At 62.7% G+C, this 12,650-nt stretch carries 15 protein-coding genes; 3 read left to right on the forward strand and 12 right to left on the reverse strand.

Features of this window, described 5'->3' with window-relative positions:
- Positions 1-79 precede the first annotated feature (79 nt).
- Positions 80-853 (forward strand): hypothetical protein, encoded by a 774-nt coding sequence (locus ROSMUC_RS07550; RefSeq protein WP_037271967.1) that lies wholly within the window; start codon positions 80-82, stop codon positions 851-853.
- A 76-nt stretch (positions 854-929) separates the two neighbouring features.
- On the opposite strand, the gene ROSMUC_RS07555 is transcribed toward ROSMUC_RS07550, so the two are convergent.
- The 6 genes from ROSMUC_RS07555 to cysG all read right to left on the reverse strand — a co-directional run bounded on the left by ROSMUC_RS07555 (position 930) and on the right by cysG (position 6,383).
- On the reverse strand, positions 930-1,781 hold the full coding sequence (locus tag ROSMUC_RS07555) for a ferredoxin--NADP reductase (RefSeq protein ID WP_037271300.1): 852 nt from the start codon (positions 1,779-1,781) through the stop codon (positions 930-932).
- Positions 1,782-1,852: 71 nt separating this feature from the next.
- On the reverse strand, positions 1,853-2,260 hold the full coding sequence (locus ROSMUC_RS07560) for a DUF934 domain-containing protein (RefSeq protein WP_037271302.1): 408 nt from the start codon (positions 2,258-2,260) through the stop codon (positions 1,853-1,855).
- Positions 2,257-2,991, reverse strand: coding sequence for a phosphoadenylyl-sulfate reductase (locus ROSMUC_RS07565; RefSeq protein ID WP_037271304.1), 735 nt, complete (start codon positions 2,989-2,991; stop codon positions 2,257-2,259). The genes ROSMUC_RS07560 and ROSMUC_RS07565 overlap by 4 nt, the downstream gene beginning before the upstream one ends.
- Entirely contained in the window at positions 2,978-4,648 is a 1,671-nt protein-coding gene (locus ROSMUC_RS07570) for a nitrite/sulfite reductase (RefSeq protein WP_037271306.1), read from the reverse strand. Before ROSMUC_RS07570 ends, ROSMUC_RS07565 begins: the two co-directional genes overlap by 14 nt.
- 27 nt (positions 4,649-4,675) lie before the next feature.
- On the reverse strand, positions 4,676-4,987 hold the full coding sequence (locus ROSMUC_RS07575) for a DUF2849 domain-containing protein (protein WP_037271308.1): 312 nt from the start codon (positions 4,985-4,987) through the stop codon (positions 4,676-4,678).
- 1 nt (position 4,988) lies between these two features.
- Positions 4,989-6,383 carry a siroheme synthase CysG gene (gene cysG, locus ROSMUC_RS07580; protein WP_037271310.1) on the reverse strand — a complete coding sequence of 465 codons (1,395 nt, stop codon included), beginning with the start codon at positions 6,381-6,383 and terminating at the stop codon, positions 4,989-4,991.
- A gap of 146 nt (positions 6,384-6,529) precedes the next feature.
- On the opposite strand from cysG, the gene ROSMUC_RS07585 reads away from it, so the two are divergent.
- Positions 6,530-6,991, forward strand: a complete 462-nt coding sequence (locus ROSMUC_RS07585; RefSeq protein WP_037271969.1) for an Lrp/AsnC family transcriptional regulator — start codon at positions 6,530-6,532, stop codon at positions 6,989-6,991.
- A gap of 78 nt (positions 6,992-7,069) precedes the next feature.
- Here ROSMUC_RS07585 and tpiA read toward each other — a convergent pair whose 3' ends face one another.
- From tpiA to ROSMUC_RS07615, 6 genes are all read right to left on the reverse strand, one after another.
- Positions 7,070-7,819, reverse strand: a complete 750-nt coding sequence (tpiA, locus tag ROSMUC_RS07590) for a triose-phosphate isomerase (RefSeq protein ID WP_037271312.1) — start codon at positions 7,817-7,819, stop codon at positions 7,070-7,072.
- A 42-nt stretch (positions 7,820-7,861) separates the two neighbouring features.
- Complete coding sequence (locus tag ROSMUC_RS07595) at positions 7,862-8,212, reverse strand: HesB/IscA family protein (RefSeq protein WP_037271314.1); 351 nt, start codon at positions 8,210-8,212, stop codon at positions 7,862-7,864.
- A gap of 29 nt (positions 8,213-8,241) precedes the next feature.
- Complete coding sequence (locus tag ROSMUC_RS07600) at positions 8,242-8,604, reverse strand: SUF system Fe-S cluster assembly protein (protein ID WP_037271317.1); 363 nt, start codon at positions 8,602-8,604, stop codon at positions 8,242-8,244.
- Positions 8,605-8,687: 83 nt separating this feature from the next.
- Complete coding sequence (gene rimK / locus ROSMUC_RS07605; protein ID WP_037271319.1) at positions 8,688-10,100, reverse strand: 30S ribosomal protein S6--L-glutamate ligase; 1,413 nt, start codon at positions 10,098-10,100, stop codon at positions 8,688-8,690.
- 103 nt (positions 10,101-10,203) lie between these two features.
- The gene (locus ROSMUC_RS07610) at positions 10,204-10,479 is read right to left on the reverse strand and encodes a hypothetical protein (protein WP_037271321.1); all 276 of its coding nucleotides are present in this window, start codon (positions 10,477-10,479) and stop codon (positions 10,204-10,206) included.
- Positions 10,479-11,369 carry an SPFH domain-containing protein gene (locus ROSMUC_RS07615; RefSeq protein WP_037271323.1) on the reverse strand — a complete coding sequence of 297 codons (891 nt, stop codon included), beginning with the start codon at positions 11,367-11,369 and terminating at the stop codon, positions 10,479-10,481. Before ROSMUC_RS07615 ends, ROSMUC_RS07610 begins: the two co-directional genes overlap by 1 nt.
- 99 nt (positions 11,370-11,468) lie before the next feature.
- Here ROSMUC_RS07615 and tgt point away from each other — a divergent pair, with 99 nt between their 5' ends.
- A complete protein-coding gene (gene tgt / locus ROSMUC_RS07620; RefSeq protein ID WP_037271971.1) occupies positions 11,469-12,593 on the forward strand; it encodes a tRNA guanosine(34) transglycosylase Tgt in 1,125 nt (374 codons plus the stop codon).
- Positions 12,594-12,650: the final 57 nt, after the last annotated feature.

The raw sequence follows: 12,650 nt of genomic DNA on the forward strand, positions 1-12,650 counted from the left end.
TTTATGCCCACATCTGGAAGGGAGATGGCAAGTGGCCGTGTGGCAATCGCGCGGTCCAGACAGTTTTGAGGAGATGAGTATGAAAAACCTGATTTGGATTCTCGTGGCGGCGGTTGTGCTGGGGGGTGGGTATCTGCTCTTTTCCGGCAAGTCGGTGGATGAGGTGGTCGAGAGCATAAGCCCCGGTGCGACCGAGGTCGAGGCACCGGCGGCACTGGAAGATGCGGCTGCAGCGGTGGGCGATGCAGCAGAGGCGGCGGCAGATACTGCAGCCGAGGCGGTGGAAGCTGCGACCGAAGCGGCAAGCGATGCGGCCGAGGCCGTGAGCGAAACGGCATCGGAGGCGGTTAAGGCCGCAACCGAGACTGCAACCGGGGCTGCGGATACGGCGACCGAGGCGGCCCAAGCCACGCAAGAGAGCGCGGCAGAGACTGTTGAGGCCGCGCAAGAGGCTGTGAACGAGGCTGCGAGCGAGGCCACGGAGACCGGCACAGCGGCGGTCGAGGCTGCATCGGATGCTGCCGAGGGTGTCAGCGAGACGGTGAGCGACGCAGCAACTACCGCAGAGGAAAGCGCTGCAGAAGCGGTTGAGAGCGCGCAGGATACCGCCACAGAGGCCGCGGCGGATGCGGTTTCGGCCGCGGTCGATCAGCCCGCCACGGCGGCGGAAGTGGCCCCCGAGGCGCTGACGGTCGAAGGTTTTGATCTGACGCGGGTTCAGACGCTGATTGAGGGGTCCGATGTGAGCCCCCTGCAAAAGACGATGTTGGTGGAAGGCGTCAAGGCGGCGCAGGACAATCCCGAGTTGCTGAAGGCGGCGCTGGAGGCGGCGCGTGCGGCGCTTGGATACTGATCCATAGAGTGACATTAAGAAGCCCGCGCAAGGTATTGTCCTTGCGCGGGCTTTTCATTTTTGATGTGTCGTGACCTCAGTCGAGGAATGCTTTTTCCACGACATATTCCTTGGGGTCGGAATTGGCCCCTTCACGCAGCCCGTAGCCTTCGAGCATGTCCTTGATTTCAAGGTTGAAGGCGAGGTTGCCGCAGACCATGGCACGGTCGGTTTCGGGGCTGAGCGGTGCCACGCCCAGATCGGCAAAGACTTCGCCCGAGCGCATGAGGTCGGTGATGCGGCCCATCTTGGGGCTCGTCTCGCGTGTGGTGGTCGGATAATACCGCAGCTTGTCGGCAAAGCCTTCGCCGATGAGTTCTGCCAGCATCTCGTCGTTGCGGATGCTCTCGATCAGATCCGCGCCGTATTGCAATTCGCCCACTTCGCGGCAGGTGTGGGTGATGATCACCTCGTCATAATCGCTATAGGTCTGCGGATCGCGCAGAAGCGAGGCAAAAGGCGCAAAGCCTGTGCCGGTGGCAAAGAACCAGATCCGCTTGCCGGGCAAGAGCGCGTCATGCACCAGCGTGCCCACGGGTTTGGGGCGCAGGATGATTTCATCGCCAACCTCGATATGTTGCAGGCGGCTGGTGAGCGGGCCGTCCTGCACCTTTATCGAGTAGAATTCCAGTTCGTCATCCCAAGAGGGTGAGGCGATGGAATAGGCGCGCAGGAGCGGCTTTTCCTTGCCGGTTTTCTCATCGGTCTGCATGAGGCCGATCATCACGAACTCGCCGGAGCGAAAGCGCAAAGAGGCGGGGCGCGTCACGCGGAAGGAAAACAGCCGGTCGGTCCAGTGTTTCACCTCTGTGACGGTCTGCGCATCGGGGATCGCAAGGGTTTTAGGCGCTTTGGCGCTCGCTTGGGTCACGGCGGTCATCTCGTTCATGGTGTCCTCTGCCGGTCGTTTAAACCGACATCCTCTTCTAATCTTTGATTCAGGTCAGGTGAAGGCGATAATCAGCCGCGCAGCCGCGCCTGGTAGTCATGGGCCTGCCAATCGGCCCGGAAAAGCCAATCCGCCTCGGGCTGACGGGTGGCGAGGGCGTCAGAGATTTCCACCTCGTCAAAGCCCGAACGCCGGGCCATCGCGTATTGATCGGCAATGACATGGCCGCGCGCGCGCAGCCGCCCGGTATAGCCCATCAGGCGCAATTGCCGCGCGATGGAATAGCCGCGCCCATCAGCGGCAGACGGGAAATCCACGCGAATGAAGGTGACAGCATCCAGCCGCCCAGCCAGAGTGGCGGGGTTGGTGTCATTGGGCAGATCGAGGGCGGTCGCCTCGGGGCCCGCCTCGGCCAGGGGCGTGATGGGGGCGGTCCAGTCGTCGGGGCCAAAGCCCCGGTCGGTGACGAGTACGGTCATGCGGAAACTCCTCTTCGCACCATCTTGCCGTTGACAAAATGGATGCCACATTCGGTTTTGTCCTGATCGCGCCAGCGGCCCGATCGGGGGTCTTCGCCCGGTTTGACGGGCGTGGTGCAGGGCATGCAGCCTATGGAGGGATAGCCGCGCGCCACCAACGGATGCCGGGGCAGGCGGTTTTCGTCCATATAGGTGCGGATATCCTCGGGCGTCCAATGCGCCAGCGGATTGACCTTGATCCGGCCTGTCTCTTCCTCGACCTCGAAGAAATCGAGCGTGGCGCGGGTGCCGGACTGATAGCGTTTGCGCCCGGTGATCCAGCCGTCAAAGCCTGCGAGCGCCTCTTGCAGCGGCACGGTCTTGCGCAGGGCGCAGCAGGCATCGGTATCGCGTTGATGCAAGGTTGCGTCAGGGTCCTGGGCCTTCAGGTCGGCCTGATCCGCACGGATGATGCGCAGATCGCTCAGATTGAGCCGCTCGGCCAGTTCCTGTTGGTAGACCAGCGTTTCGGCAAAGAGCATCGCCGTGTCGATGAAGATCACCGGCGTGTCGCGACGGGTGACAGAGACCATGTGCAAGAGCACGACGGATTCCGCGCCAAAGCTCGAGACAAGCGCCAGCTTGCCCGCCTGAGGATCGCGTAACGCGTGTTCAAGCACCGACACCGCCGAGTGATGGCGGTATCGGTCGTTGAGCGCGTGAACCCGTGTGATCAGGTCACTCTGCGGCATGGGCGCGTGCCTCTTGATCGTAGAGCGCGGATTTGAAGGGGGCCATCCCGAGGCGGTTGTAGGCTTCGAGGAAGGTCTCTTCCGGTCCTTCGCGCAGGTCGAGATAGGCGAAGATCACACGCTCGATTGCGGGCACGATCTCGTCATAGGCAAAGCCCGGCCCGGTGCGGGTGCCGATGGCGGTGGTTTCGGACGGATCGCCGCCGAGGGTGATCTGATAATTCTCCACCCCGGCACGGTCGAGCCCAAGGATGCCGATATGACCCACGTGGTGATGCCCGCAGGCGTTGATGCAGCCTGAAATCTTGATCTGGAGATGGCCCACCTCATGCTCGATCTTAAGCTCTTCGAGCCTTGTGGCGATACCTTGGGCCACGGGGATCGAGCGGGCAGTGGCGAGCGCGCAGTAATCCATGCCGGGGCAGGCGATGATATCCGAGGCGAGGCCGATATTGCCGGTGGCCAGGCCTAGGGATTTGAGCGCGGCATGAACGGCCGGAATATCGGCCAAGGCGACATGCGGCAGCACGAGGTTCTGCGCGTGGCTGGCGCGGATGTCGTTATGACCATACCGCTCGGCCAGATCGGCGACGAGGCGCATCTGGTCGGCAGAGGCGTCGCCGGGGGTTTCGCCATGGGCCTTGAGGCTGATCGTGACGATGCCGTGATCGGCGTGTTTATGCGCCGTCACATTGGTATCGGCCCAGGCACGGAACACCGGATCGGCGTCGCGGGCGGCATAATAGGGGGCTGCGTCGCGCTCGGACAAGGTGGGTGTGACAAAGGCCGCGTTGATGCGCGCGAGCCACGCCTGATCGACGCCCGAGAAGGCCGCGCGGCGACGGGGGAATTCCTCCTCGACCAGCGCGCGGATTTCATCGAGGCCGTTCTCATGCACGGTGATCTTGATGCGCGCCTTGTATTTGTTGTCGCGCCGTCCGATGCGGTTGTAGGTGGCGAGCACCGCCTCGAGATAGGGCAGAAGATCGGCGCGCGGCAGGAAATCGCGCAAGAGTTTGGCCACCATCGGCGTGCGGCCCATGCCGCCGCCCACCCAGACCTCGAAGCCGCGCGCGCCGTCGCGCTCGACGATCTTGAGGCCAATGTCATGGCTCTTCATCACCGCACGGTCGGAGTCAGAAGCGATCACGGCGATCTTGAACTTGCGCGGCAGGAACTGGAATTCGGGGTGGTCGGTGGACCATTGCCGCACCAGTTCGGCCACTGGGCGGGGGTCTTCGATTTCATCCGCGGCGGCACCGGCGAAATGATCGGAGGTCACGTTGCGGATGGTGTTGCCGGAGGTCTGGATGGCGTGCATCCCCACCTCTGCCAGCGCGTCGAGCATATCCGGCACATCGCGCAGTTGCGGCCAGTTATACTGAATATTGGTGCGCGTGGTGAAATGGCCATAGCCCTTGTCCCACCGCTCGGCCAGATAGGCCAGTTGGCGCAGCTTGGCGGGATCGAGCGAGCCATAGGGAATGGCCACGCGCAGCATGTAGGCGTGCAGTTGCAGGTAAAGCCCGTTCATCAGGCGCAGGGGGCGAAACTCGTCCTCGGTCAGGTTGCCGGCGATGCGGCGCTCGACCTGCGCGCGGAACTGGCGGTTGCGTTCCGCGATGAACGCGGTATCGAAGTCGTTGTATTGATACATCTTTGTCTCCTGCGCGAGTCGCGTGGGTCAGGCGTGGTTCAGGCTGTCGGCCTGTTTGCCGTGAAAGAGGTTCGAGGGGCCCTTGCGGCGGAAATCCTCGCGGAAATGGGTGGGTTCAGGGCCGTTCAGGCCGGGGCGCACATCGGCGAGATAGGCCCCGACGATTTCGTCCACGCGGGCCTGGGCCTGAAGCAGGCGATACTGTGCATCGGCCTCGTCGGTCAGCACCTCGGCCTGCGCCAGATCGCGCGCCCATGTGTCGGCGGCGGTGAGATAGACGACATCGCCCTCGATCAGGGCGTTGGCGGTGACGACCTTGGGGGTGAATTCTTGGGCCATGTCAGGCAAGCTCCTGTTTCGAGTGGGTCAACTGGGCCTCGGCGGCGCGGGGCGCCAGACCGAGAAAGGTGAGCGCGGGACCGGTGATCGCGGCCTCGGCCAGATCGGCGGGCAAACGGTCGAGCGTGGTGGCAAGGACGCGCTGGTCGGGGCGGCTGGCGTTTTCGATCACGGTGACGGGGGTGGCGCGGTCGGCCCCGTGCATGATCAACCGGCCCTGGATGAAGCGCGCGGATTTCTTGCCCATGTAGATCGCAGCCACCTCGCCGGGACGGGCGAGCGTGGACCAGTCGTGATCGGCAAAGCCCTTCATGTCATGGCCGGTCAGGAACCGCACCGAGGCGTTGCGGCCGCGTTGCGTGAGGCTCTGACCGATGCTGGCGACCGAGGCCGAGGCTGCGGTGATGCCCGGCACCACATGCCACGAAATCCCGGCGGCGGTGACAGCCTCGATTTCCTCGTCCAGGCGGCCAAAGACGGTGGGATCGCCCCCCTTGAGGCGCACGACCTGCGCGCCACTGGCGGCATGTTCGACGATCAGGGCGTTGATCGCCTCTTGTGACATGGATTTTCCAAAGCCTTGTTTGCCGGCGTCGATCAGGATCGCCTCGCGGCGGGCGAGTTCGAGGATTTCGGGCGTCACGAGCCGGTCGTGGATCACCACATCGGCGGTATCGAGCGCCTTGCGGGCCTTGAGGGTCAAAAGCTCGGGATCGCCCGGACCCGCGCCGACAAAGGCCACGTGACCCTCGCGCGCGTCCGCGTTCCTGTGTTTTTCAAGAATGGCTTGCAAGGCGGCCTTGACGTGCTCCTCGCCGCCCTGATCCATCGCGCGGGGGCCTGCGTTGAAATAGTAGTCGGCCCAGAAATCGCGGCGGCGGCGGCCCATGGGCAGCACATCGGCAGCCTTGCGAAAGGCCTTGCCGAGCCGTGCAAGAGGGCCAAGCGTGGCGGGCAGGCGCGCTTCGAGATCGGATTTGATGGCGCGGGCCAGAACCGGGGCCGCGCCTTCGGTCCCGATGGCCACGGTCACAGGGTCACGATCGACGATGGCGGGGGTGATGAATTGGCTGTCCTCGAGGTTGTCCACGATGTTGACAAGCGCCCCGTCCGCCCGCGCGAGGGCCGAGGTGCGGGCATCTTCGGCGGCATCCTCGTCAGCGGCGTAGAAGAGCACGGCGCAGAGGGTGTCGCCGGGCTGCATCGCGCGGCGAATGAGGTGCAGCCGCCCCTCGGAGGCCCACTGCGCGATCTCGGGGGCGGGTTCGGGGGCGAAAACGGTCAGATGTGCCTCGGTCTTGAGCAAGAGACGCAGTTTGGCCAAGGCCGCCTCACCGCCGCCCGAAAGAACGATGCGGCGTCCCTCGACGGCGAGAAAGATCGGGAAATGTTTCATCGGGCGGGCCTCGGGGAACGGTTTGACTCTGGCCCTAATATAGGAAATATTCCCGGTTAAGCGCCATATGCTGGCGGGAATAAGGAAGTTTGTTCCAATTGCCGCGAAGAGTGGCTGGAATGTTTCGACAAAAGGAAGAAATTGGAATGGCTGTTCGCCTCGATGATCTGGATCGGAAAATCCTTGTGCAGTTGCAGGAGGATGGGGGGCAATCGCTGGACGATATTGCCAAGAACGTGGGCAGCTCCAAGACGCCGGTGTGGAACCGGATTCGCAAGATGCGCGAGGCGGGGGTGATCCGGCAGCAAACCTATCTGCTGGACCCAGAGTCGTTGGGCTTCGAGGCGTGTTTTTTCGTGCTGATCCGCACGTCAGAGCATGATGCGGGCTGGCAGGCGGCGTTCCTCAAGGCGCTCAAGGCGCGCCCCGAAGTGCAGGAGGCGCACCGCCTGGCGGGGGATATCGACTATATCCTCAAGGTGCGGGTTGCCAATGCGCGGGCCTATGACGTGTTTTACCAGGCGCTGATTTCAGAGGTGAAGGTGCATAACGTGACGGCGCTCTTGTCGATGGAAGAGATCAAGTCGACCACGATGTTGCCACTCTGAGATGTTTGGGGGCGCTGCCCCCGTCCCGGACCCTGTCCGGGACTCCCCCCGGAGTATTTCTGCCATAAAGAAGCGGGGTCAGGCGTTCTCAAGCGCGGTGATGATCGGTGAAAAATCGGCAGCGGTCAGGCTTGCGCCGCCGACGAGCGCGCCATCGACATCGTCCAGCGCGAAAATCTCGGGGGCGTTGGCGGGTTTGACGGAGCCGCCGTAAAGCAGGCGAAAGCCCGTCGCAGCCTCTGAGCCGAAGCGCGCGCGCAGCTCGCTGCGCAAGAAACGATGCACCTCGGAGATTTGCGCGGGGCTGGGGGTGAGGCCGGTGCCGATGGCCCAGATGGGTTCGTAGGCGATCACGGTATTTGCGCCGGTCGCGGTATCGGGCAGGGAATGGCGCAGTTGGTCCGCGATGACATCGAGGGTTTGGGCCGCCTCGCGCTCGGCCAGGGATTCGCCCAGGCAGAGGATAGCGGTAAGATGAGCGGCATGGGCGGCGCTGATCTTGGCCGCAACAAGCGCGCTCTCTTCGCCGTGGTCCTGACGCCGTTCGGAATGGCCCAGAATGACCGCTACAGCCCCGGCATCGGCCAGCATCGGGGCGGAAATGTCGCCGGTATGCGCCCCGGACGCGGCGGAATGGCAATCCTGCGCGCCGATCATCACGGGGCTGTCGGCGCTAAGGCCAGCGGCCTGAACAAGGAGCGTGGCAGGTGGGCAGATCAGAATATCAACACCCGGCGCGGGGTGGGTGGCGATGAGGGTTTGCAGCTCTGTCAGGCTGGCATTGGTGCCGTTCATTTTCCAATTGCCAGCAGCAAGCTTGCGTCTCATGCGTATAATGTCCATTTATTAGAAATACTTGCGAGGCAAAGCTCACATATTGGCGAATTTGATCGACTCGCCGCAGCCGCAGGCCTCGGTCACGTTGGGATTGTTGAAGACAAAGCCGGACTCAAGGAGCGATGTCTTGTAATCAATCTCGGTGCCAAAGAGGAACATCTGGGCCATCGGGGCGATGAGCACGCGCGCCCCGTCCTGTTCGATCACCTCATCATTGGGGTCGATCTCGGTCACGTAGTCCATGGTATATTCCATACCCGCGCAGCCGCCTTTCTTGACGCCGATCCTGAGGCCTTGATGACCGTCGCGCTGCATCAGCCGGGTGATCTGGGCCACGGCGGCCGGGGTCATCGAAACGGGCGGTTTGCCGGGTATGCCAAACATAAGGTCAGCCTCTCAATCCGTTGATTTCGTTACATGAACCCAAGTTCAAGGCGGGCTTCGTCGCTCATCATGTCCATCCCCCAGGGCGGTTCCCAGACGAGGTTGACATCAACCTGTTTGATGCCTGCCAAAGGCTCGATCGCGTCGGCCACCCAACCCGGCATTTCGCCCGCGACTGGGCAGCCGGGTGCGGTCAGGGTCATGGTAATTGAAACCGTGTTTTCGGCATCAATATCAATTGTATAGATCAGGCCTAGATCATAAATGTTGACCGGAATTTCCGGGTCATACACGGTGCGGCAGGCCTCGACCACCTGATCGAAGAGCGGGTGATCGGTGCTGGAGGGCGCGATCAGCGGGGCCCCTTCGAGTGGCTCTGAACTGTTCATCATGATCGTATCCTGCGGTTATCCTGAGCAAACATATAGGGTTTATCAACGCCCGCGTCCAGAGGGGGAGGCGGCACAGTCAAAGCTCAGTCATTGCTGCCGGATTTGCGCCGTCGCACCGGGACCGGGCGCACGCGGGTTTCGATCATGTCGTAAAGCGCGCCGGTGATATTTTTGCCGCTGGCCCCTTCGATGCCCTCAAAGCCGGGGGAGGAATTGACCTCGAGCACTTTGGGGCCGGTGTCGGAGCGCAGAAGGTCCACACCCGCCATGTTGAGGTCAAAGACGCGGGCAGCGCGAATTGCGGTGTCGCGCTCGGCCTTGGTGATGCGGATCGTCTTGGCGGTCCCCCCGCGATGCAGGTTGGAGCGGAAATCGCCTTCGGCCCCGGTGCGTTTCATCGAGGCCACCACCTTGCCGCCGACAACGAGACAGCGGATGTCTTCGCCTGCCGCTTCCTTGACAAAATCCTGCACGAGGAAATTGGCCTTGAGCCCGCGAAAGGCGTCGATCACAGATTCGGCGGCCTTCTTGGTTTCGGCCAGAACGACGCCCTTGCCCTGGGTCGATTCGAGCAGTTTGACGATCAGGGGGGCTGTGCCGACAAGGCCCATGAGGTTGCCGGTGTCCTTGGGCGAAGCGGCAAAGGCGGTGTTGGGCATGCCCACCTGCGCGCGCGCCATCAGTTGATGGGCATAAAGCTTGTCCCGGCTGGAAATGATGCCGGCTGACGGGTTGACGCAAAAGGTGCCGATGGTTTCGAACTGGCGGATCACGGCGGCACCGTAGGCGGTGATCGAGGCCCCGATGCGGGGGATCACCGCGTCATAGCGGGGCAGGCGCTTGCCGTCATAATGTACCTCGGGGGCGAGCGCGTTGATCGCCATATAGCAACGGGTGGTGTCGATCACCTCGACGGTGTGACCGCGCGCCTCGCCTTCCTCGACGATGCGGCGTGTAGAATAGTTATCCTCGCGGCTGAGCACGGCAATGCGCAGCGCGCGCTTGGGTTGGGCGGTGCGGACGCGGGCGGTGTGATAGACGTCATAGCTGAGTTCGGGTTGCAAAAACCGGTCTGTGGCGACAATCGAGATATGATCCTTGAGCGCCTGACGGCCCAAGAGCATGCGGCTGGTCATGCTGGAGCGGTTGGTGAGGGTGATCTCGATGGGCCATGTATCGCCGCCCACCGAAAGTTTCGAGGCGATGACATAGCGCAATTCGCGCTCGCCATTCGATGAGGTCACATCCCGCCGGTCGATGATCGGGGCGGAGCAAGGGATGATCAGGTCATCGCGGCCCGGAATAGGATGCACGGTAAAGCGGACCTTGGGGCGAGAAGCGGGGCCAAAGGTTTCGATATCGAAGGCATGCAGCGCCGAGGTGCGCGCGCCGGTGTCGACCTTGGCCTTGATTGCGGGCACGCCGAGATCAGGCAAGCTGACCCATTCCTCCCAGCCGAATTGCAGGGGCTGGGGGCTGTCGGGGGTATCGGTCATCGGGCGTATCCTGTTGCGTTTTGCGTGGCAAGGGTGGCGCGTGGCGCCTCTCTACTTGGGATGGCCGTGAGGATGCAAGGAAAGCGGGGCGCGTTCCTTTGCGTTACTTGTTGATATCTTCGCGGATCACGCGGCTCTGATCATCGGGGGCGCGAAAGAGCCGCCGCAAGATCACCCAAGCCGCCAGAGAGAAAAGCGCGAAGAGGGCGAGCAGCGCCGTCAGGCCAAGGTTGAGCGGCAGGAGCACCAAGAGCGCCACGAGCGCAGCGCCGACCGCGAAACCGAGGAAAATGAAGCCCGGCACGAGAATTTCCAAGATTGCCAGCCCAAGGGCTGCCGCGAGCCAGACCCACCAGAGGTGCCACAGGACCGTTTCCATCAGCCGCGCCCCCTGAGCATGTTGAAGGCGTTGCCAAAGGCCTCGAGCGCCTGGGCGGGGATGAGAATGGTGTTGGAGGAGGGGCTGTTGCCAAGGGCATTGAGCGCCTCGACCTGTTTCAGCGCGACCTGATATTGCGCGGCCTCCAGCCCGTTCGCGGCGATGGCGGCGGCAACGACGCTGGTGGCATAGGCCTCGGCATCGGCCTCGATACGGCGGGCCTTGGCGGTTTGTTCGGCTGCATAGAGCTCGGCGTCGGCGGCCAGTTCGACCGCGCGCTTGGTGCCTTCTGCCTCTGTCACCTGAGCGCGGCGCGCGCGCTCGGCGTTGAGCTGTTGCAGCATGGCGTCCCGGGTGGCCTGATCGAGGTTGACGTCTAGAATTTCGGCGCGGGTTACTTCGATGCCCCAGTTATCCACTGCGTCCTCGACAAATCCCTTGATTGTGGCAATCAGTTGATTGCGATTGGCCTGCACATCATCGAGGTCCATTTTGCCGATTTCGGCGCGCACGATGCCGGCGACTGTGGTGGCAATGGCCGCGTCCACATCGCGAATCCGGTAGACTGTTTTTTCGGGTTGCACGATCCGGTAGAAGACCGAGGTTTCGACCCGCACCAGCACGTTGTCCTTGGTGATGGCGTCCTGACTGGCGGTCGGCAATTGCCGTTCGAGAATTGATATCTTGTGCCGGACCACATCGAGAAAGGGCACGATCAGGTTGATGCCGGGGCCAAGCACCTTGTGCAGCTTTCCAAAACGCTCAACCACATATTGCTCTGACTGGGGCACGATCTTGACCCCGCGAAAGATCACGATGACCACGAGGAGCGTGATCAGAAGCCAGACGATATTTGCAGAAATCAGTTGCAGGATGATGTCTTCGGTCATGGGAACTCTCGCAAAGGGGCGGCCAAGACGGCGTTTTACAAGGCAGGGTAAACCGCTTTAAAGGGGGGCAAAAGGGCTAATGCGATGGGACATGAAGGCATGCGGTTCGGCTTTGAGAAACTGGCACAGGATGGCGCGGCGCGGGCAGGGGTGATCCACACGCCGCGCGGGGACATCCGCACGCCTGCCTTCATGCCGGTGGGCACGGCGGCGACGGTCAAGGCGATGATGCCCGAGAGCGTGCGCGCCACCGGGGCGGATATCCTGCTTGGTAATACCTATCACTTGATGCTGCGGCCCGGTGCCGAGCGGATTGACCGCTTGGGCGGTTTGCACCGCTTCATGAACTGGGAGCGGCCGATCCTGACGGATTCGGGCGGTTTTCAGGTGATGAGCCTTGCCGGGTTGCGCAAGCTGACCGAGCAGGGTGTGACCTTCAAAAGCCATATCGACGGCTCCAAGCACGAGCTGACACCGGAGCGGTCGATGGAAATTCAGCGCCTTCTCGGGTCGGATATCGTGATGTGTTTCGACGAATGCCCCGCCTTGCCCGCGAGTGACAAGGCGGTGGCCGAGAGTATGCGGCTGAGCATGCGGTGGGCGGCGCGCTCGAAGGAGGCGTTTGGCGACCGGCCGGGTCATGCGCTCTTTGGCATCATGCAGGGCGGGGTGACGCCCGAACTGCGCGAAGAGAGTGCCGAGGCGCTCAAGGCTATCGGGTTTGATGGCTATGCCGTGGGCGGCCTCGCGGTGGGCGAGGGGCAGGAGGCAATGTTTGGCGTGCTGGATTATGCCACCGGTTTCCTGCCCGAGGATCGTCCGCGATACCTGATGGGGGTGGGCAAGCCGGATGACATCGTGGGTGCCGTGAAGCGTGGCATCGACATGATGGATTGTGTGCTACCCAGCCGGTCGGGGCGCACGGGGCAGGTGTTTACGCGGCATGGCGTGGTCAATATCAAGAACGCGCGCCATCAGGATGATCCGCGCCCGCTGGATGAGGCCTGCACCTGTCCGGCCTGCCGCAATTATTCCCGTGCCTATCTGCATCATGTGTTCCGGTCGCAGGAAATCATCAGCTCCATGCTGCTGACATGGCACAACCTGCATTATTTTCAGCAGATCATGGGCGAGATGCGCGCGGCGATTGCCGAGGCGCGGTTCGATGCCTGGGAGGCGGCGTTTCATGCGGGTCGCGCCGAGGGCGATATCGAACCGCTCTGAGCGTGGATATGTCAATGGCCCGCGACTGTGCGGTGGTGTGGGGGCGGCTGTGGGATA

It is taken from the genome of Roseovarius mucosus DSM 17069 (assembly GCF_000768555.3).
In the GTDB taxonomy this organism is placed as follows: Bacteria; Pseudomonadota; Alphaproteobacteria; order Rhodobacterales; family Rhodobacteraceae; genus Roseovarius; species Roseovarius mucosus.

What these genes read in the sequence shown, in the direction of transcription:
- ROSMUC_RS07550 (WP_037271967.1), top strand. Translation starts at nt 80, where the DNA reads ATGAAAAACCTGATTTGGATTCTCGTGGCGGCGGTTGTGCTGGGGGGT.
- ROSMUC_RS07555 (WP_037271300.1), bottom strand. Translation starts at nt 1,781, where the DNA reads ATGAACGAGATGACCGCCGTGACCCAAGCGAGCGCCAAAGCGCCTAAA.
- ROSMUC_RS07560 (WP_037271302.1), bottom strand. Translation starts at nt 2,260, where the DNA reads ATGACCGTACTCGTCACCGACCGGGGCTTTGGCCCCGACGACTGGACC.
- ROSMUC_RS07565 (WP_037271304.1), bottom strand. Translation starts at nt 2,991, where the DNA reads ATGCCGCAGAGTGACCTGATCACACGGGTTCACGCGCTCAACGACCGA.
- ROSMUC_RS07570 (WP_037271306.1), bottom strand. Translation starts at nt 4,648, where the DNA reads ATGTATCAATACAACGACTTCGATACCGCGTTCATCGCGGAACGCAAC.
- ROSMUC_RS07575 (WP_037271308.1), bottom strand. Translation starts at nt 4,987, where the DNA reads ATGGCCCAAGAATTCACCCCCAAGGTCGTCACCGCCAACGCCCTGATC.
- cysG (WP_037271310.1), bottom strand. Translation starts at nt 6,383, where the DNA reads ATGAAACATTTCCCGATCTTTCTCGCCGTCGAGGGACGCCGCATCGTT.
- ROSMUC_RS07585 (WP_037271969.1), top strand. Translation starts at nt 6,530, where the DNA reads ATGGCTGTTCGCCTCGATGATCTGGATCGGAAAATCCTTGTGCAGTTG.
- tpiA (WP_037271312.1), bottom strand. Translation starts at nt 7,819, where the DNA reads ATGAGACGCAAGCTTGCTGCTGGCAATTGGAAAATGAACGGCACCAAT.
- ROSMUC_RS07595 (WP_037271314.1), bottom strand. Translation starts at nt 8,212, where the DNA reads ATGTTTGGCATACCCGGCAAACCGCCCGTTTCGATGACCCCGGCCGCC.
- ROSMUC_RS07600 (WP_037271317.1), bottom strand. Translation starts at nt 8,604, where the DNA reads ATGATGAACAGTTCAGAGCCACTCGAAGGGGCCCCGCTGATCGCGCCC.
- rimK (WP_037271319.1), bottom strand. Translation starts at nt 10,100, where the DNA reads ATGACCGATACCCCCGACAGCCCCCAGCCCCTGCAATTCGGCTGGGAG.
- ROSMUC_RS07610 (WP_037271321.1), bottom strand. Translation starts at nt 10,479, where the DNA reads ATGGAAACGGTCCTGTGGCACCTCTGGTGGGTCTGGCTCGCGGCAGCC.
- ROSMUC_RS07615 (WP_037271323.1), bottom strand. Translation starts at nt 11,369, where the DNA reads ATGACCGAAGACATCATCCTGCAACTGATTTCTGCAAATATCGTCTGG.
- tgt (WP_037271971.1), top strand. Translation starts at nt 11,469, where the DNA reads ATGCGGTTCGGCTTTGAGAAACTGGCACAGGATGGCGCGGCGCGGGCA.